This window comes from Duodenibacillus massiliensis (assembly GCF_928721995.1).
Taxonomy (GTDB): Bacteria; Pseudomonadota; Gammaproteobacteria; order Burkholderiales; family Burkholderiaceae_F; genus Duodenibacillus; species Duodenibacillus massiliensis.
Genome location: NZ_OV788642.1, coordinates 2,237,146 through 2,255,607 on the forward strand (window position 1 = coordinate 2,237,146; position 18,462 = coordinate 2,255,607).

General features: G+C 57.7%; 14 protein-coding genes. 3 read left to right on the forward strand and 11 right to left on the reverse strand.

Annotated elements, in window-relative coordinates; genetic code table 11:
* Positions 1-247: 247 nt before the first annotated feature.
* The gene (locus tag NXF97_RS10250; RefSeq protein ID WP_274955910.1) at positions 248-5,140 is read right to left on the reverse strand and encodes a RecQ family ATP-dependent DNA helicase; all 4,893 of its coding nucleotides are present in this window, start codon (positions 5,138-5,140) and stop codon (positions 248-250) included.
* Between the two features lie 173 nt (positions 5,141-5,313).
* Complete coding sequence (locus tag NXF97_RS10255) at positions 5,314-5,895, reverse strand: hypothetical protein (protein WP_143183023.1); 582 nt, start codon at positions 5,893-5,895, stop codon at positions 5,314-5,316.
* Positions 5,896-5,996: 101 nt separating this feature from the next.
* On the opposite strand from NXF97_RS10255, the gene NXF97_RS10260 reads away from it, so the two are divergent.
* Together NXF97_RS10260 and yddG are read left to right on the forward strand one after the other, a co-directional pair.
* Positions 5,997-6,692 (forward strand): fumarylacetoacetate hydrolase family protein, encoded by a 696-nt coding sequence (locus NXF97_RS10260; protein ID WP_274955911.1) that lies wholly within the window; start codon positions 5,997-5,999, stop codon positions 6,690-6,692.
* A 41-nt stretch (positions 6,693-6,733) separates the two neighbouring features.
* Positions 6,734-7,633 (forward strand): aromatic amino acid DMT transporter YddG, encoded by a 900-nt coding sequence (gene yddG, locus NXF97_RS10265; protein WP_274955912.1) that lies wholly within the window; start codon positions 6,734-6,736, stop codon positions 7,631-7,633.
* A 61-nt stretch (positions 7,634-7,694) separates the two neighbouring features.
* On the opposite strand, the gene NXF97_RS10270 is transcribed toward yddG, so the two are convergent.
* From NXF97_RS10270 to NXF97_RS10310, 9 genes are all read right to left on the reverse strand, one after another.
* Complete coding sequence (locus NXF97_RS10270) at positions 7,695-9,188, reverse strand: APC family permease (protein ID WP_274955913.1); 1,494 nt, start codon at positions 9,186-9,188, stop codon at positions 7,695-7,697.
* Between the two features lie 217 nt (positions 9,189-9,405).
* Positions 9,406-11,319 (reverse strand): ABC-F family ATP-binding cassette domain-containing protein, encoded by a 1,914-nt coding sequence (locus NXF97_RS10275; RefSeq protein ID WP_074008959.1) that lies wholly within the window; start codon positions 11,317-11,319, stop codon positions 9,406-9,408.
* 8 nt (positions 11,320-11,327) lie between these two features.
* Positions 11,328-12,242: a 50S ribosomal protein L3 N(5)-glutamine methyltransferase gene (prmB, locus tag NXF97_RS10280; protein ID WP_274955914.1), complete on the reverse strand. Its 915-nt coding sequence runs from the start codon at positions 12,240-12,242 to the stop codon at positions 11,328-11,330.
* Between the two features lie 11 nt (positions 12,243-12,253).
* Positions 12,254-13,384 carry a succinyl-diaminopimelate desuccinylase gene (dapE, locus tag NXF97_RS10285; RefSeq protein ID WP_274956744.1) on the reverse strand — a complete coding sequence of 377 codons (1,131 nt, stop codon included), beginning with the start codon at positions 13,382-13,384 and terminating at the stop codon, positions 12,254-12,256.
* A 56-nt stretch (positions 13,385-13,440) separates the two neighbouring features.
* On the reverse strand, positions 13,441-14,259 hold the full coding sequence (gene dapD / locus NXF97_RS10290) for a 2,3,4,5-tetrahydropyridine-2,6-dicarboxylate N-succinyltransferase (protein ID WP_074008956.1): 819 nt from the start codon (positions 14,257-14,259) through the stop codon (positions 13,441-13,443).
* Positions 14,260-14,291: 32 nt separating this feature from the next.
* A complete protein-coding gene (gene dapC, locus NXF97_RS10295; RefSeq protein ID WP_274955915.1) occupies positions 14,292-15,482 on the reverse strand; it encodes a succinyldiaminopimelate transaminase in 1,191 nt (396 codons plus the stop codon).
* Between the two features lie 14 nt (positions 15,483-15,496).
* On the reverse strand, positions 15,497-15,922 hold the full coding sequence (gene queF, locus NXF97_RS10300; RefSeq protein WP_022372853.1) for a preQ(1) synthase: 426 nt from the start codon (positions 15,920-15,922) through the stop codon (positions 15,497-15,499).
* 374 nt (positions 15,923-16,296) lie between these two features.
* Positions 16,297-17,718 (reverse strand): zinc ribbon domain-containing protein, encoded by a 1,422-nt coding sequence (locus NXF97_RS10305; RefSeq protein WP_274955916.1) that lies wholly within the window; start codon positions 17,716-17,718, stop codon positions 16,297-16,299.
* 15 nt (positions 17,719-17,733) lie between these two features.
* Positions 17,734-17,898, reverse strand: a complete 165-nt coding sequence (locus NXF97_RS10310) for a hypothetical protein (RefSeq protein ID WP_154666311.1) — start codon at positions 17,896-17,898, stop codon at positions 17,734-17,736.
* A 127-nt stretch (positions 17,899-18,025) separates the two neighbouring features.
* On the opposite strand from NXF97_RS10310, the gene NXF97_RS10315 reads away from it, so the two are divergent.
* On the forward strand, positions 18,026-18,448 hold the full coding sequence (locus NXF97_RS10315) for an autotransporter domain-containing protein (protein ID WP_074008953.1): 423 nt from the start codon (positions 18,026-18,028) through the stop codon (positions 18,446-18,448).
* Positions 18,449-18,462: the final 14 nt, after the last annotated feature.

Genomic DNA, 18,462 nt, shown 5'->3' on the forward strand with positions numbered 1-18,462 from the left:
CTGTTTCGAGAATCTCTTCCATCGAGCTCGGATTGTCGGCTATGCAGTGCTCGGTGTCTTCAGATTGGCAGAGGGTTCTTTGGGTAATTCAGGGTATGTCTCTTTTCATTATTATGCTGCCTTGGCAGATCTTCCGGCCGGCGGTATTTGTCAAGACAAATTGCTTGCCTTCCCCGGTGCGGGTGTAACAGATCCCGCCCTGTATGTTTACACCTGCGTATGACACTTCACGGATACCCCTTTGTTTTTAAGGCGAAATGACGGCATTGTCCGTAGCTTTCGTGAGCCTTAATTCCGGCAACACCACGGGGTAGAGGGTTTCATCCTCTGTTTTCTTCCAGGCCACAATCGCACGGATTGCGGCGCGCGTGATGCGGTAGCCTTTGGCGGTGAGCCCCGCAAGTTTCTCTTCAAAGGATTTACTGAACCGCACGATCATGTCACGGCCTTCGGGCCCGGCAATCGTGAGGCCATGCTCGGCGGGCGTAAGAAGCATTCCGGCCGTCATCGTAAAGATCCGCTGCTTGCGGGCAATAAACCAGTCAAGAAACACATCGTCGTGCCCGAGCGCCACGGCAATCTCGCGGGGCGCGGGGAAGGTGCGCGTGTCAATGCTGTGTTCTACCCCCTCCACCGTAAAGTCCGAGAGCACGCCGCTTGCCGCATGCACAAAGAGATTTGTTTTGGTGCGCGTCATCGCAACGTAGAGAACCCGCCGCGCTTCATCGTCGGGATACGTCGTGCGGGAGGCTAAAAGCCACACATTCTCAAATTCGCGGCCCTTGGCTTTATGCATCGTTGAAACCGTCACGAGCCCTCGGGCGGCCGGGTAGGTTTCTTCAAGTTTCAATTCCGTTACGGTGTCCTCGAAGTCCGAGAGATAGAGGTGTTCTGTGGGCGTGAGCCCTTCAAAGGCCTTCATGACGGTCGTCACGTTTTCTACCCAGGGGCTCCCCTGGTAGCGGTCCTTCACAAAGTCCCGGGCTTCATTCCAGACGCCTTTTTCGATGAGCCCACCGGCTCCCGCGCGTTTTTTAAGGAAATGCAGCAGTGTGCGTGTTTCCAGAAGGTCACAGAAGTTAAGCTTCTTTTCGCCTTCAATAAGCCGCACCCTGACGCCCGCATCCGCTAAAAGCACGGCGCAGAGCCGGGCTTCTTCATTGGTGACGGTTAAAAGCGCCGTTGACCCTTTGAGCGTTCCGGCTTTGAGGGCCGCGGCAATTTCTTCCGAGATAGCTGCTTCAAAGCCGGGCCTTGTGTGCCGCACAATCCGCACAATCCCGTTTTCGGTTTTCACGGCCCGGTTCGGTGTCGTTTTAAGCCGCCCGTGCAGCATTCCCGCAAAGGCGTCCGCGAGCGTGACAATCGCCGGGGTACTGCGCCAGTTTTCCGTCATCTCATAGCGGGCGGCGTCTTTGTCCAAAAGAAGCTCTTTGAGGTAGCGGGAGTCCGAGCCCCGGAAGGCATAGATGTTCTGATCGTCGTCACCTACGGCAATGACTCTCAGCGCATTATTCGAGTCAATAAGGCTCTTCACAAGCTCAAAGTCCTCACGGCTCATGTCCTGCGCTTCGTCAATTACAAGCGTGGTTTTGGCGGTACGGGCCGGATCGGCGCCCCCGGCCTTGACGAGAGCGGCCGCGCGGCTTACGACGTCCCTCGTTTCCTCCAGCGTCCCCGGGCGTCCGAGGAGGTCAAAGGCGTAGGAATGAAACGTCTTGATGTCTACGTACGCGGCCTTTTTGCCGATAAGCTCAATCAGGCGCTTTTTAAATTCGCCGGCTGCGGCCCGCGAAAACGTGAGCATCAAAAGCTGCTCGGGCCTGACGTCTTCTAAGAGCAAAAGGGCGGCGAGCTTATGCACCAGTACCCGCGTTTTTCCGCTTCCCGGGCCCGCGGCAACCACCACAAACTGCGCTTTTTCATCGATGATCGAAAACTGCGTTTCGGTGAGATCTGCAAAGAGCTTTTTAAAGCGCGCCGCGGTCATTCCGCGCCGCATTTCTTCCCGGTGGTCGGCGGCAAAGTATTTGCGCAGGAAAACGTTGTAGTCAAGCGCAAAGTAGTCGTGTACGTAGGTGAGCGCCGCTTCGTAGTCTCTCATCATGAGGTTTGCGTACTCGCCCACGATGTGAATCTGCTGCAGCTTTTGGCGGTAGTAGCCGTCAAGAAGCTTATAGTCTTCGGCCCGGTAGCGCCGTTTGGGATCGGTCACAAGGCGTGTGATGAGCATGCCTTGGTAGAGCACCATAAAGCCCCCTTGCAGCCGCAATGCCCCGGCGTCTGCCATAAAAAGGAGCGTGTTTTCGATGTCTCGGACGGTCACCTTCTGACCGTACGCCTGCTGCCGGAAGGCGTCTTCTTCCCAGGCCGTTAAAAGCCCCGTCGTGGAAAAGGTGGTTTCACGGGCGGCGCCTTCCGGGGGGGCCGCTCTGGCGGCTTTTTCAAAGGTCGTGAGAATGAATTCAGAAAGCGCGGCTTTGACGGGCAGTGACTCAAGCGCATCAGCAAAGGTCTCCGCCTTTTTGATGCGCACGACGGACGTTGCGGGAATGGCGTGGAGGTTACTCAAAACGCCGGTCCGCTTCATATGCCGCAGCAAGGTGCCGATTAAGCGCGGCGTGATGCGTGTAAGGCCCGCGGCCCCGGCAGCTGCATTAAGCGCCTTGAGGTTTACTTCCGTGACGTGCTCGGCCTTGGAGAGCTCCGTGAAAAGAAACTGCTCGAGCCTCACGGCGTCCGCGGTCTTCGTGCGGGCGTTTTTCATGAGAACCCCCGCCATGTCGTTTTCGTTACGCAGGATTCCGGCAAGTTTCAGGGCATTTACGGACTCCACAACTTTGTCGACGGGGATCCCGAGGCGGTCTGAGAGGTAGTCGGTGCGCGATTCTCCGGCATCGGCTTTACTGCGGCTGCGTTTGGAAATGAGTGCCTGCAGAATGCGGCCGGCTCTCACGCGGCTTTCATCATCCTGAAAGTAGGGGGAGACTTCCATACGCTGCCGCGCTTCCTCAAAACTCTTGGCAGCGATACTTGTGGCGTAGACGCGGCTCACATTACGGCCGCGGCGGATGTAGCCTGCGGTTTCCAAGGCAGAAAGCGCGGTTTTAATCCGTGTTTCAAGATCCGGAATCGTTTCCGTGTCCCACCCGGCGGTTCGCGCGAGTTCGAGCGCCGACACCGGGACGCTCTCCTGAGTGCGCGTCATCTGTTTGATCGCGCGCCACACGAACTGAATATCGGCCTGCGAGAGCTTGGACTGCGTGAGCATCGCAAAGTGGCGGTCGAGGTCATCCTCATTAAAAAGCACGTAGCAGTCGGCTTCAAGGTTCGGATCACGCCCGGCGCGGCCGGCTTCCTGCACGTAGTTTTCAAGAGACGCCGAAATGTCATAGTGAATGACCAATCCCACGTCTTTTTTGTCCACGCCCATCCCAAAAGCGTTTGTGGCAGTGATCACTTGAGCTGCCCCCGAAAGAAACGCTTCCTGATGCTCGATCTTAAGCGCCGCGTCCATCTGGCCGTGGTAGGGAAGGGCCTTAAAGCCTTCAGCAGTGAGCTTTTCCGCGAGTTTTTCCGTGCCCTTGGTGCTTGACATGTAGATAATCGTCGGGCACGGATGACGGGAAAGAAGCTCCCGGACGAGCGTCATCTTTTCCGTGTCGTTTTCTGCGTGCAGCACCTTGTAGCGGAGGTTTTTGCGGGCTTCTTCGGTGGTAAAAAGCTTGAGTTCAAGTCCGAGCTTCTCCCGAAAATACTCGCAGATATCCTGAATGACTTTTTGTTTGGCGGTGGCGGTAAAGCAGGAGACGGCAATCCGGTGCCGCGCGCCCTGAAGCTTTTCAAGCCTTGCGATGAAGTCCCCGATGTAAAGGTAGTCGGTCCGAAAGTCGTGTCCCCAGGCCGAAAAGCAGTGCGCTTCATCAATCACAAAGCGCGCGATGCGGCGTGTTGAGAGCACTCGCTCGATACTTACCGAGCGCAGCTGTTCCGGCGAGATGTAAAGAAGTGACGCCTCGCCTGTGACCACCGCATCAAACGCGCGGGCACGCTCCACAGGGCTTAAAAGGCCGTTTACCGTATAGGCGCCGTCAATACCTTTGGCGGTGAGGTTATCAACCTGATCCTTCATCAGCGACTGCAGCGGTGAAATGACGACCGTGAGAGACCGTGTTGCCTTTGCCTGCATCAGAGCCGGAATCTGAAAGGTAATTGACTTTCCGCCGCCCGTCGGAAAGACCGCAAGCAGTGAGTCGCCCTCTAAGGCTGCCTGCGCGGCTCTTTCCTGCAGAGGTTCACCTCCGTAGGTGCGGAAAGCCTCAAACCCGAAAATGGTTTTAAGGCCGTGTCGGGCATTAAACGTGCGGCTGCACCAGGGGCAACCTGCGCGGCAGGGCGTGCCGCAGAGCGCGGTTAAGACGTCTTCCGCGGCCGGAAACGTTTTGACGGTCCAAAGAGGGAGCAATTCGGCAGAGTCACCCGCCGCCAAAAACGCGAGCACGAGACCGAGATCGGCGGGCTTAGTTTTAATGAGAAGCGGGAGGTTCGCGTTGGCGCAGAAGGCGTCAGGGAAGGCCTCCCGGATCGTACGGGCAAGGTTCTCTGCTGAGTCCTCGGCCGGTGTTTCACCGGCGTACGCGAAAAACCCCCGGTAGCGAATGTCACGGGAAAGAAGCGCGGCAAGGATTGTGCGGACCGCGGGCGCGAGTTTCTGCCAGGCTGTGAGTTCCTCGAAAAAGAGATCGCGGGCTTTGAGGGCGTCTGTGGCCGGGTTATTCATTTCGCCCGTGAGAAGTTTTTCGTCTTTTAGTAGCGCGTGAAAGCGCTTTTGCGGGAAAAGAAGTACGGAAAGCGCGAGCGTATCAATCCATGCGTGTCCTCCGGGCACGAGCCCGGTAAGTGCCGTCGTAAAGCGCTTATCGAGCGCAAAGACGTTGTGGCCGCACAAAAACCGCGCGTCTCCGATAAAGCCTCGTACGGATTGGGGGTTGGTCGAGTGGAGCACGTCCCCTGCGGTGTCCGCCGCACCGAAGTCAAGCAGTTCCGTCCCTGTGCCGTTTGTTTCGCAGTCAACGAAAACGACGCGGGCAAAGGCCTGAGAGGGTACTGCAGCCATCGGATCTTTGGCGGTCGTGGTCATGGCGGGATAAACGTGTTGTTATGCTCTGATTGTAGGCGGAATTGCTGTTAAAGCGGCAGATTGGCGGTGAGTTTTGTGCGGCAGTGTTGTCTTGTTGAATTTTGCGTATTAAAAATACGCATATGAAAAATACGCTGAATTAAAAGTTTCTCAACCTGTGGAACTATAGCCGCTTAGGCAGGCGTCGCAGCAGAGCTGGCGGCCGGTGTAACTTTACGGGGACGCCCGCGCGGGCGTTTCGGTCCCACAAACTCCAACTTCTGCTTTCTCGGCCTGCCGGGCTTCTTATGCTCAGGTTTATCGGGGAATTTAACCAAACCCAAAGCCGAAAGCATCTCCATCGTCCCGATCGTTGTATTTACCCACTTTCCGTCGGTGGAGTCAGGAATCGCGTTTATCTCCGCATCCTTCACAGGGCGCCAAGACTGCTCCAGGTCCTCGAGCATCTCGCCGAAAGTCATTTTGTCCAGAAGTTTTGCTTTCTCGGCCCGTCTCAGAATACGGCAGGTCAGCGTTGCGGCAATGAAATTGACGAACTCTTCACCCCACACGGAGAATGCATTCTGCACGTTACTGACGGCATTGCATTCCCTGTATTCGTCCGGTATTGCCCGCATTTTGGCAGTCCTAGAAAAACGGTGCATGGTTTTGCGCTGCTTAAGCAGATTTAACCGGGGGCCAGCCGTTTTCCCCGGGAATATTGAGCCTGGCTCGTGTTGCTTTCGGCCCGCCTGCCGCACCGCCGCAACCGGCATTTCGTTTTGCTCAAAAAGCCGGCCGTTAAACCGGCTCCGAGAGCCCTTGCCTCCCGCTAGAATTGCCCGACACACACACCACCATTAAGGCAGGTTCAGTCATGTTCGTGTTTTCTCCCGGCCAGCAGGCCGTTGTTCCCGTCTGGGGCCGCAAAGACGATTACTTTCCGGTGCACCGCATCTACTGCGTGGGCCGCAACTACCGTGCGCATGACCTCGAAATGGGCGGCACGGGTCGGTCGCTGCCGTGCTTTTTCATGAAGCCCGCGGACGCCGTTTTTCCGGTTGCCGACAACGACATCGCCGAGATCCCGTATCCCCCGATGACAAATGATCTGCACCACGAGGTGGAACTCGTGGCCGCAATCGGCAAAGGCGGCCGCAATATTCCGGTCGAAGAAGCGGCGAAACATGTCTGGGGCTGGGCCGTGGCCGTTGACCTCACGCGCCGCGATCTGCAGGCTGAAGCCAAAGCCAAGGGCCGTCCCTGGGAAGCCGCAAAAGCCTTTGACCATTCCGCGCCGATTTCCTATGTCCGTCCGGCAGCAAAGTGCCCCGCGATGGATAAGGCAGACGTCTGGCTTTACATCAATGCCGAAAAGCGCCAGAACGGCACGACGGCCGACATGATCTGGTCGGTGGCTGAAGTCATTGCCGAAATCTCGAAGTACTGGGAACTTGCCCCGGGCGACCTGATTCTTACGGGCACTCCCGGGGGCGTTGGCGCCGTCAACCGCGGTGAAACGGTCAACGCCGGCGTTTCCGGAGCCGGAGCCGTGCGCTTTAAGCTTGTGTAGGTCCGCACGCTTTCGTAACTCTTTTTTGTTGCAGGTGGAGTATGCAGCTTTCCCGCTCGCATGCTACGTTAATCGGGTGCATTGCACCGATCTGCTGGGGAATGAGCGTTCCCTTCGTGCGCCTGGTGTCCGAGCATATCGGACAGCCGGGCGGCATGATTCTTCTGTGCGGGCTTGCCTGCGTGATTCTTGCGTGTATCTTCGGCTGCCCCAGGCTCTCGCACTTTTCCGGCAAATATCTTTTCTTCGGGCTTACGACGGCGGTCGCCTGTGAGATCTGCTTTACGTGGGCTCTGGCACTTTCAGGGGGCGGCACCCAGACCGCCGAAGCCGGAATGGTCAATTACCTCTGGCCGTGCCTCACGATGGTCTTTGCCGTGATCTTTAACGGCCAGAAGGCAAAGTGGTGGATTGTCTTCGGGTTTATTTCCTGCATTTACGGCGTCTGCACGGTTTTATCCGGCCCCGGGGGCTTTGACTTTATGGCAATGGCCCGCAACATGGAAAGCAACCCTGCCTGCTACCTTTTTGCGCTCGGGTCGGCCCTCTCCTGGGCGGCATATAGTTCCATTACGCGGGCGCTCTCGCACGGCGCAAACCCCGTCGTCCTTATCTTTTTCATCAACACCTGCGTTTTTATCGCGATGGCGGCCGCAGGTGTCGGTGAACCCATGCATATTGACCTTGAGGGCGGTGTGGTGGTTGCGGTTGCTGCCGTGGTGATGGGCCTGGCGTACGCGCTCTGGACCATCGGCATGATGAACGGCAACATGACGGTTCTTGCGGTTGTGAGTTACTTTACGCCGGTGCTCTCCTGCATTTTCTGCTGGATGTTTCTTGGGGCGGAGCTTTCCGCCAACTTCTGGAAAGGCGTCGGCTTTGTGGTGGCGGGATCATTAATCTGCTGGGCCTCCACGGTCTTTGCTAAACCAAAGGCCTGAAAAAAGCCGGAGGCCTTTTTTAAGACTTCCGGCTTTGGCGCCACGTCTGAAGGCGGTGCTGTTAACGCATGAGCCAGGGCAGGGCGTAAAGCGCCAGAGAAATCATCACCGCCGCTCCCACAATCACCTGCCAGAGGCGGTACTCCCGGTCCATGGCCCGTTTTTCGCTTTCGGTTGCGGGAAGCTCAGCCGCACCCGTTTCTTCTGGGGAGGGCGTCATCACCGGTGCCGTGCCGCGTGTTTTGCGGCAGACGAAGTAAATCACTAGCCCCAGAACGCTCCAGATGATGCCGGTCACAAAGGCGTTTGTGTCAAGCTGCGTCATCATGTAGAGGTAAATGACCGCGGAGACCGGCGCGCCGATCATCAGCCACGGTGCCCGGTAGGGGCGTTCAAGACCGGGGCACTTCCGGCGCAGGGCCCAGGCTGCGACAATGCCGATCACGTAATAGAACAAATCGGCAAAAAGCGAAAGCGACGCAATGTAAATGAGCGAGTCCGTTGCAATCAGCGCAAGCGTCAGAATGCCGAGCGCAATGACCGCAACGTAGGGCGTTTGAAAGCGTTTGCTTGTTTTGGCAAAAACGGCCGGCATCACGCCGTCGCGGGCCATCGTAAAGAGGTAGCGGCTCGTGGTGGCGGTGGAGGCGTTAAGCGTCGAGAAGTCCCCGCCGAAGGCAATGCCCGCGGCTAAAAGTGCGAGCGGAAAGCCGAGAATACCTGCTGCAGCCATGGCGTCGGCGTAGGGAGCCTGCGCGGTTGCCAAGCCCGCGAGCTTGTCAACAGGCGTAATGCCGATCAAGAACCACTGGAAAAGGGCGTTGACGGCGAACACAACGAAGGGCGCCAAAAAGAGGGCCCGCGGAATGTTGATGCGCGGGTACTTGATTTCTTCGCCCATCGCCACACACGCTTCAAACCCGGCAAAGCACCACCAGATCATGCACACCGCTGCGCCGAAACTCATGTCCGCGGATTGCGGCAGGAAAGAGGGCGTCTGCACAAAGGCGGGAAGCGAAATGTTCGGGATCATCGTGAGAAACCAGATGACCGCCACGCCCCAGAAAAAGAACATGAAGCCGTTTTGCAGCCTGCCCGCGATTTTGACGCCGCAGACGTTCGCGACAATAAAGCCGAGCGTCACAACGAGCGCGAGCGCAACGTCCGAGACCGGAAGCGTGTAACCGAACGCGGAAAAGAGAGTTTTGAAGTAATAGCTGAAGGCAAGCGCTTCGCCGCCCGTCACAGCCACAAGCGAAATGATGAAGTTCCAGCCCGCCAGAACGCCCGCTGCGCGCCCAAGGCCGAGCGAAGCAAACTGGTACGTGCCACCTGCGTAGGGAAGCGCCGCGCCCATCTCGGCGTACAAAAGCGCCGGATAGATGCTGATCAAGAGCGCCGCCAGCGATGCGAAAATGACGCTTGAGCCCATCGAGCCCACGATGTTGGAGCCCACGGTAAAAAGGCCCACGCCGATCACGGATCCCGCGGTAATCGTGACGGCCTCGCGCATGCCGAAGCATCGCCTGAGGGCCGGATTGTTTGTGTCCTGCATTTGTGTTGATACTCCCTGGCGGCCGGGGGTAAATCCGCGGCCTTTGTTTTTTTTCGTATCGGAGATTATCAGGCAGAGGCTGGGCTCAGGGTTTTGCCGTGGGTGGGCTTCTTCGAAAGTCAAGCGGGCTGGGAAGTTTGCCCTATGCGGGCACGTGCAGGAAAGTCCGCCGCTATGAAAAAAAGGAACCCGTTTGGCAGGTTCCTTTACAGGCTGCTTAGCCGATCGCCTCAATTTCTTCTGAAACCGTGAGCCACTCTTCTTCAATCTTGGCGACTTCATCGGCAAGCAGCCCGCGCTCCTTCATCACCGTCTGCACTTCTTCGGGGGCGGCGGAGGCGTACCAGCCGCTGTCGGCGATCTTGGCATCAAGTTCCGCAAGTTTCGCGTTCCCCTCATTCATGCGCTTTTCAAGGTCCGCGAGCTTTTTCAAAAGCGGTTTTTTAAGGGCCGCTTTTTGCGCACGCTCCTGCGCGGCCTGGCGGCGCTCTTCCCTACGGTTTACCTGAGGTTCGGCCTGAGGCACGGCACGGCTCTGACGGTCGGCTTCCAAAACGGACTTTCGGTGTTCGAGCACAAGCGCCGCGTAGTCGTCGAGGTCTCCGTCGTAGGCGCCGCAGCTCCCGTCATGCACAAGGATCAGACTGTCGCAGGTGCTGCGAAGGAGGTGCCGGTCGTGCGAGACGAGAAGCAATGCCCCCTCAAACTGCGAAAGCGCCATCGTAAGCGCCTCGCGCGTTGCCATATCCAGGTGGTTTGTGGGTTCGTCAAGAACGAGTAGGTTCGGCTTATCCCAGGCAATGAGCGCGAGCGCCAGACGCGCTTTTTCGCCCCCTGAAAACGTCCGGATTTTGGTGTCGGCAAAGTCCCCGGAAAAGCGAAAGCGCCCGAGCCAGTCACGAAGTTCCTGTTCGCGCACCGTGGGGGCCTTGTGCTTAAAGACTTCAAGAGGGGTGCTCTCAAGATCGAGTTGCTCGAGCTGATGTTGGGCAAAGTACCCGATCACAAGACCCTGGCCGCGCCGCAATGTGCCTGACATGGGCTCTAAAGTCCCGGCAATCGCTTTGATGAGCGTGGATTTGCCCGCGCCGTTCACACCTAAAACACCCACACGGTCGCCGCTTCGGATCGTGAGCGTCACGTCTTTTAAAACGACGTGTTCGCCGTATCCGAGGGTGAGATGCTCGATGTCGATCAGATGCTCAGGCGTTCTTTCCGGCACCGGAAATTCAAAACGCCATTCGCGCCGCGCACGCACGGGTTCGACGGCCTGCAGCTTATCGAGCATCTTGATGCGCGACTGCGCCTGACGGGCCTTCGTTGCTTTGTAGCGGAAGCGCTCAATGAAGGCCGCAAGGTGCGAGGCCTGCCGTTCATAGGCTTTGGCAGCCGCATCCTGCAGGCGCATTTTTTCAATGCGCTGCGTTTCGTAAAAGGAGTAGTTGCCGCCGTAGCGCTCAAGCTTTCCGTTTTCAATCGCCCAGGTGGTGTTGGTGGCCCGATCCAGAAACTCACGGTCGTGGCTGATGATGATAACGGTGCAGTGCACGCGTTTAAGCCACGCCTCAAGCCAGATGAGGCTATCCATGTCAAGGTGGTTGGTGGGTTCGTCCAAAAGCAAGAGGTCTGCGGGGCGCATCAGAGCGCGCGCCAAAGCCAGACGGTTTCGCCAGCCGCCCGAAAAGCTTTTAACCAAGGCCGTTGCGTCCGCGGGCAGAAACCCCAACCCCCCCATAATGGTCAAGGCCTGAGCGCGCACGGCACCTTCGTTGACTTCCGCGAGTTGTGCAAGCGCTGCGGCTTCCCGCATCGCGTCACCGGACTCTGCGGCTTCTTCGGCTTCCTTTTTGGCTGCCATGAGCGGCGCGTGGCCGCTTAAAACGTAGGCAAGTGCCTCTTCGTCAGTTTCAACGACGGACTGGGCAACGTGGGAAATGCGCTCTAAGGGCGGCGCGTCAATCGTGCCTGCTTCCGGCGCGAGTTCCCCGAGAATGGCGGCAAAAAGAGAGCTTTTGCCGCAGCCGTTTTCGCCCACAAGCCCCACGCGGTCGGCGGCATCGGCGACCGCCGTGGCGTGTTCGTAGAGAATGCGCGTGCCGCGCGCGATGGTGACGTCGTTGAGTCTCAACATAAACTGCGTTATTCAGCTGCTTTGAGGTGGTTTCTGAGATCTTCGGCCTTTACCATAAAGACCATGTCATCGCCCCCTGATGTGGTAAGCCACGTGACGGGAAGTTCCGGCCAGATCGCTTCAAAGGCTTCACGCCCGTCGCCGATTTCGATGACGGCGATCCCGTTTTCAGTGAGGTGGTCGGCAAGCACCGGCATCATGCGGCGCATGATGTCCATGCCGTCAACACCGGCGCCCAAAGCAAGCGCCGGCTCATGCTGGTATTCCTTCGGCAGCGCGGCCATCGCGGCCTGCGTCACGTACGGGGGGTTGCTGATGATGAGATCGTATTTTCGGCCCTGCAGATTTTCAAAGAGGTCGGTCTCAACGAGTTCCAGCGTGTCTTCCATCCCGAAGCGCTTGCGGTTGATGACCGCAACGTCCAAGGCATCGGGGCTCACGTCAGCGCCCGTCACTTTGGCGTTGGGGAAGGTTTCAGCGGCAAGAATCGCAAGACAGCCGCTGCCCGTGCACATATCGAGCACACTTGTGACGGACTCCGGATCCTCGATCCACGGGGAGAGGCTTTCTTCAAGGAGCTCCGCAATGAAGCTTCGAGGAATCAGCACCCGTTCGTCCACGTAGAAGCAGTGCTCTGAGAGCCACGCTTCCTTAATGAGGTAGGGCACAGGCTTTTTCATGTGCACGCGAAGATCGATGTTGCAGAGCACCTCTTCAAGTTCTTCGGGCGTTAAATGCGCTTCCCAGAAGGCCTGCAGGCGGTCAAAGGGGAGCTTTAACGTGCGCATCACAAGAAAGGTTGCTTCTTCCCAGAAGTCCTCGGTGCCGTGCCCGAGCGAAATGGAGTTTTTTTCCATTTCCGTCATGGCCCAGCGGGTCACGTCGCGAATGGTGAGTAAATTGGCAACGGGTTGATGGGGCATGGTAGTGTTCCTCAGGCAAAAAGCGTTTTGAGTGTGTCGTGGTAAATGGCGGCAAGACGCTCTACGTCACGCGCGACAATCCTTTCGTCAACCGCGTGAATCGTGGCGTTCACCGGCCCGAATTCTACGGTCTCGGGACAGATCCGGCTGATGTAGCGGGCGTCGGACGTCCCGCCCGCGGTGTTCAGAGCCGGCGTTACACCGGTTTCTTTGGTGATCGCTGCGGTAAGCGCCGCGGTGAGTTTGGCGGGCGTTGACTGGAAGGGCTCGGCAGACAACTGCCACTTGATTTCATAACGGATGCCCGCCTTGTCACAGACATCCGTCACGGTAGCCTTTAATTTTTCTGCCGTCCACTCGGTGTTAAAGCGGAAGTTAAAGGTGATGACGCATTCACCCGGAACGACGTTTGTGGCGCCCACACCCGCATGAATGTTGGAAATCTGAAAGGTGGTGGGCCCGAAAAAGGTGTTGCCGTTGTCCCAGACGCGGGAGGTGAGTTCGGCTAAAACCGGTGCCGCCCGGTGCACGGGGTTGTCCGCAAGATGCGGATAGGCCACATGGCCCTGCTTACCTTTGACGGTGAGTACGCCGTTTAACGACCCTCGGCGGCCGTTTTTGACGGTGTCGCCGAACACTTTGCTGCTGGTGGGCTCTCCCACGATGCAGGCGTCAATCGTGACGCCTTGTGCCTTCATTTTTTCCACCACAAGGCGCGTGCCTTCATCGCCGTCACCTTCTTCGTCACTTGTGATGATGAGCATCAATGTGCCCGGGTGATCGGGGTGTTCCTCAGCAAACCGCGCAAAGGCAACAGCTGCGGCAGCGTCGGAACTTTTCATGTCCGCCGCGCCCCGGCCGCGTAATTCGCCGTCCTTAACGGTCGCGGTAAACGGGGGCGTTGCCCAGCGCGCGGGGTCCCCTGCGGGCACCACGTCCACGTGCCCGGCAAAGGCGTAGACGGGGCGGCCGGAGCCGTGCGCAAAGACCGCGTTTGTGGTGCCGTTTGGCGTTGTTTCAACGTCCGCGGTAAAGCCCGCGGGCGAGAGAACGTCGGAAAGAAGCCGGATCGTGCCGGCTTCATCGGGCGTCACCGACGGGCAGTTGATGAGACTTTGGGCAAGCGAGAGGGCTTTGGTCATGGCGGGGAATAGAAAAAAGCGGCCGGGCATGCAGCCCGGCCTGATCTCTGGAAAGATTAGTCGCGCAGCAGTTCGTTCACTGACGTTTTGGCACGGGTCTTCGCGTCCACGCGCTTTACGATCACAGCGCAGTAGAGGCTGTGGGTGCCGTCTTTGGAAGGCATCGAACCCGGGACCACGACGGAGCCCGCGGGCACGCGGCCGCGGTAGATTTCGCCTGTGGCACGGTCCAGAATCTTCGTGCTCTGACCGATAAAGACGCCCATCGAAATCACGGAATTTTCTTCCACGATGACGCCTTCGACGATTTCACTGCGCGCACCGATAAAGCAGTTGTCTTCAATGATGGTGGGACCGGCCTGAACGGGTTCAAGAACACCGCCGATACCGGCGCCGCCGGATAAATGGCAGTGAGCGCCCACCTGAGCGCAGGACCCCACCGTTGCCCACGTATCAACCATCGTGCCTTCGCCCACGCGCGCACCGATGTTGACAAAACTCGGCATCAGAATGACGCCTTTTTCAAGGAAGCACCCGCGGCGGGCCACGGCGCCCGGCACAAAGCGCACGCCCGCTGCCGCGAAGTCTTCTGCGGAGGCCCCGGAAAACTTCAGAGGGACCTTGTCGTAATAAGCGGCAGGGCCTGCCGTCATCAGGGTGTTGGGTGTGAGGCGGAAAGAAAGGAGCACCGCCTTTTTGATCCACTGGTTCGTGACCCAATTGCCGTCGATTTTTTCGGCGACTCTGAGCGTGCCGTTATCAAGCCCTGCGATCACGGTTTCGACGGCGTCCTTAAGTTCGACTGTCGCGTCTTTCCATTCGCTTCTGCTGTCCCACGCGGTGTCGATCACGCGGATGAGGTTCTGGTCGGTCATTTTCGTTGACTCCCTGTTTTGTTGTTTGTTAATCAGTAGTGTTCTTTCACAAAATCGCGGATGCGCTGCGCGGCTTCGAGCCCGAGCTCTGGTTCCGAGACAAGCGCCAGGCGTACGAAGCCGGCCGCCGGATCAATGCCGTTGACGGGCCGGGAAAGGAAACTCCCGGGGAGCACCGTCACCGCTTTTTCGCGGTAGAGCTCGCGCGCAAAAATCTGATCATCTCCGGGCGTTTTGACCCAGAGGTAAAACGCCGCTTCCGGCATCGGGGCTGCAAGGACCGAGGCGAGCACCGGCTGCGCCGCTGCAAATTTTTCGCGGTACAAACGGCGGTTTTCGATGACGTGCGCTTCATCGCTCCAGGCCGCGATGCTAGCCGCCTGCACCGTAAGGCTCATCGCAGAGCCGTGATAGGTGCGGTACAGGAGAAAGTCTTCCATGAGGCGGGCGTCGCCTGCGGTAAAGCCGCTTCGTAAGCCCGGGGCGTTGCTGCGTTTGGAGAGACTCTGAAAGACGATGAGGTTTCTGAAGTCGGTGCGGCCGAGTTCTTTGGCGGCCGTTAAGGCGCCCAAGGGAGCTTTGCCTTCTTCAAAATAAATTTCGCTGTAGCACTCGTCGCTTGCGACAACAAACCCGTAGGTGTCGGAAAGCTCAAAAATGCGCTTCCAGTCAGCTAAGCGCATCACGCTTCCCGTGGGGTTGGAGGGCGAGCAGACAAAAACGACCTGGGTTTTGGCGAGCACCTCGGCGGGTACCGCCTCAATATTCATCCGGAAGTGATTTGCCGGTGTCAGGGGCACAAAGTAGGGCTTCGCACCCGCCAAAATCGCCGCGCCCTCATAGATCTGATAAAAGGGCGTGGGCATGACGACATACGCCTCGTGCGTACTGTCCACCGCCGACTGCACGAAACTAAAGAGCGCCTCGCGGCTTCCGAGGCACGGCAGCACCTGGTTTGCCGCGAGCGTCACGCCGTAGCGCTTTTCGCACCACGAGATGACGGCCGCCTTAAATTCGGGGCTACCCGCTGTGCCGGGGTACTTTGCAAGGCCCGCGAAGTTTGCTGCCAGGGCCTTCGTAATGCACTCGGGCGTCGGATGCCTGGGTTCTCCGATTCCGAGCGACACCGGGGTGAATGCCGGGTTGGGTGTCACACCCTCAAAGAGTTTTCGTAACCGGGCAAACGGGTAGGGACGGGTTTCGCGCAGGCGGGGGGTTGTCACGGGCGTTAATCCTCTTAACCGATGGTGCGCATTGGGTTGTTGTCGGCAAAGTGCGGAAGGTCCACCGTGGGCTGCGGCTCCCAGCCGGGTTTGCGGTGTTCGGCGCGCACGGTCGTGTAGATGCCGCCGCGGACCCACCAGCGGGCTTCAAGGCGCATAAAGCGCGGATCGGTCTTTTCGACGAAGTCGTTCAAAATTCTGTTCGTAACATCCTCGTGGAAGTGCCCTTCGTTGCGGAAGCTCCACATGTAAAGTTTGAGCGCCTTCAATTCCAGGTTCTTCTGATCCGGAATGTAGTCAAGAACGAGCGTTGCGAAGTCAGGCTGGCCCGTGAGAGGGCACAGGCACGTGAACTCCGGGATTTCAATATGCACGAGATAGTCGCGTGCGGGATTGGGATTGTCGAACGTTTCAAGCGCGCGGCTTGCGGTGGTTGACATGGATAAAACTCCGTCACACAAAAAGTGGAATTGGGAAACGGTTTCCCGTTGGTAATCCCGCATTATATGGGCGGATGCCTGAGGGCATTTGGGCGGTTTGGCTTAGGGGTGGGAGGGAGTGCTCTCTGAGCTGAGTGCGGTTGTCGAAGTCAAGGAGAAGTCCGAATGAGCCGGCGTTCGTTGGAAAAAAGTTGCCTAAGGCGTGTGTGCAAAGCCCTGAAAGCCGCGGAAAATATGGGGTTGATAGAGGCGTACGAAGGTGGAAATTTATAAAATTATAACTTTCAGTAACCATTGAGCGGGCCATTGAGTCTCGACCTGCAAAAATGAATAAAACGTATCGAGTAATGCTTATCAACCTCACAAACGTGTCCCTAAACAACCCGTGCTTGAAAGCGCGGGGTTTCCTGACACGGTGCAGGCTTTCCCGTAACAGCCAAGGTTTTTGAGGCCTTGTCTGCCCGGGCGTCCCCTGCACCACAGGAACATTTAAAACGCAACCGCTCTACGGGTACGGGCTTCATCAGCTCGATCCGTCGGTTCCGGCGAAGGACTGCTTCGTCTTGCCGATTCGCTGGTTTGTACTGCACTATCGATCCGGCGTTCCCTGAGACTTGTTTGTGCCTCGCAAGCGCTGATTGCTCAGTCTTCAGATCGTAGCTGTCAGTGGCGGGATCCGCGAAATACAGGTTCATGGCGGCCGCAAGGTCGCGGTCCATGTACCAGCCCGTATCTCCCAACTGATGACTTCTCTCCCAAAGAGCCTTCTTACGGTACGTTCCCGTTTCGGGATCGTGCTGACTCGGGCGCAGTTTCCGGGGACTGACCTCCACCACACAACAGCCGGCGCTTTCAGCCTTACTTGTCATCCGGGTTATCAATCCTGCAATACCGCTTTTGCCCAAACTCTTGCCGTATCCGGCTCTCTGAAATGCTATGTATGAGTTCTTCTCCACAATGACGGTGCCGGCCCTGCCGAACACCTGGTTAATCACTTCGCCGTGTAGGCAACGGCGGGTTTGCGCCTGGCGGCGGTACAGATCCGCAAGTTTTGCCTTTGTTGCCTTATAGGTCTTGGATTCCTTCCAGACAATCTTTTTTCCGGCGGCTTTAACGGTGCCGTCCGCGTTGTAGCACTCCCGATTCGTGTCTCTGCGGGAGCGGTCCATGGCACGTAAAAGACGCGCAATCTCCTTTTCCTGAGAGACAGTGCCCGCGCTCACCAAAATCTTTTGCTGCCACTCGGGGCTGTAAAAAGTCATGGTCCGCGGGCCCGGGTCAACAGCCACCTTGAGATCCTTGGGAGCATAAACGTGCTTGACGGGCGGTACGCCTTCGACAATGAGCTGAACAAAGTAGCGCATACGGCCGCGGATCATCCGCCGGACAAGACGGCAGTATTTGACACGCTTAAAGCCGGACGGATCTGTTGCTGAAAGAAGAGCTTCTTTCTGCCAGGCATCCGGGGCTTCAGCCTTTATCACCAGATCCAGAACCTCGAGCGTCCACGTCTTAGCCTTCCAACGCAACCCTGTTTTGTTTGATTTTCCCTCAACGCTGTGCAAGCCCCGTTTAGCACTCTTAAACCGCGGCTGACCGCCCTGATGAAGCAGCCAGCGCTCAATGCCCTGCCAGACACGTGTGGCAATTTTCTGCGCTTCGTTGATGCCGATGCGCTTTGTAAAGCCGCCCTTGGCACGGTGCTCTTTCACGACATCATGCAGGGCATACTCGGAAAGGCGAGCGGACTTCTGAATTTCCTTAAACCGCTTGTTACGGTCTTTGCCCTTGGGCATCGCGGCCGTGAGCTTTCATGCTTCAGTGCTTTTCATGGCGCGCACGCGTTTCTTTGCTGTTCCAAGAACAGCATTGAAGAGCTGGCGTGCATCGGAGAAGTAGGTCTCCAGTGCACTTTCCTGATCCTCTCCGGTTTTCAGGCCCAGCTCGATGACAAAGGACGGGGTGCGCGATTTCATCGCGGCTGAATATACCTTAAGCGAAAACTATGTGCATGGTTTGGCTGCGTTTGGGCCAAGATTAAAAAATTTCGAAAGCCCGCATTCCTCCCGGGGCTCAAGCCCCGGGCTTCCTGCGGGAAATTCTGTGACGCCGCACGCGTCACTGCAGTACACGTGGCTTAGAACCGGAAGCTACACCTCGAAACTCAACGGCCTTAACGCCTTCCATACGGAAGCAAGCAACCGGCATATCGGGAGCGTCTCCGCGGGCTTAAAGATGAAGGCTGACTTTAAGTTTGAGGAAGGCCGCATCCTCCGCCCGCGGATGGACGTTTACGTGCAGCCCAACTTCCGGGACACGGAAGCCGATAACGTTGTGACGGGGCAGGGGTTGACGAGTACTGACCATGTGCGGCCTGAAACCATCGGGGATCTCTCCTACGGCGTGTCCGCGGGCCTGAGGTTTATCACCGGCGAGATGTTCTCTTCCACGTTAAGTTACAGCTTCAACGGGTCGGATAAGAGCGAAAACCACGCGTTTATGCTCAATACGTCCTGGAAGTTCTGAGTTTGACAGGCGTT

Excerpts from the sequence above, each read along its gene's own strand:
- NXF97_RS10250 (WP_274955910.1), bottom strand. The coding sequence starts at position 5,140 with ATGACCACGACCGCCAAAGATCCGATGGCTGCAGTACCCTCTCAGGCC.
- NXF97_RS10255 (WP_143183023.1), bottom strand. The coding sequence starts at position 5,895 with ATGCCGGTTGCGGCGGTGCGGCAGGCGGGCCGAAAGCAACACGAGCCA.
- NXF97_RS10260 (WP_274955911.1), top strand. The coding sequence starts at position 5,997 with ATGTTCGTGTTTTCTCCCGGCCAGCAGGCCGTTGTTCCCGTCTGGGGC.
- yddG (WP_274955912.1), top strand. The coding sequence starts at position 6,734 with ATGCAGCTTTCCCGCTCGCATGCTACGTTAATCGGGTGCATTGCACCG.
- NXF97_RS10270 (WP_274955913.1), bottom strand. The coding sequence starts at position 9,188 with ATGCAGGACACAAACAATCCGGCCCTCAGGCGATGCTTCGGCATGCGC.
- NXF97_RS10275 (WP_074008959.1), bottom strand. The coding sequence starts at position 11,319 with ATGTTGAGACTCAACGACGTCACCATCGCGCGCGGCACGCGCATTCTC.
- prmB (WP_274955914.1), bottom strand. The coding sequence starts at position 12,242 with ATGCCCCATCAACCCGTTGCCAATTTACTCACCATTCGCGACGTGACC.
- dapE (WP_274956744.1), bottom strand. The coding sequence starts at position 13,384 with ATGACCAAAGCCCTCTCGCTTGCCCAAAGTCTCATCAACTGCCCGTCG.
- dapD (WP_074008956.1), bottom strand. The coding sequence starts at position 14,259 with ATGACCGACCAGAACCTCATCCGCGTGATCGACACCGCGTGGGACAGC.
- queF (WP_022372853.1), bottom strand. The coding sequence starts at position 15,922 with ATGTCAACCACCGCAAGCCGCGCGCTTGAAACGTTCGACAATCCCAAT.
- NXF97_RS10305 (WP_274955916.1), bottom strand. The coding sequence starts at position 17,718 with ATGCCCAAGGGCAAAGACCGTAACAAGCGGTTTAAGGAAATTCAGAAG.
- NXF97_RS10310 (WP_154666311.1), bottom strand. The coding sequence starts at position 17,898 with ATGAAATCGCGCACCCCGTCCTTTGTCATCGAGCTGGGCCTGAAAACC.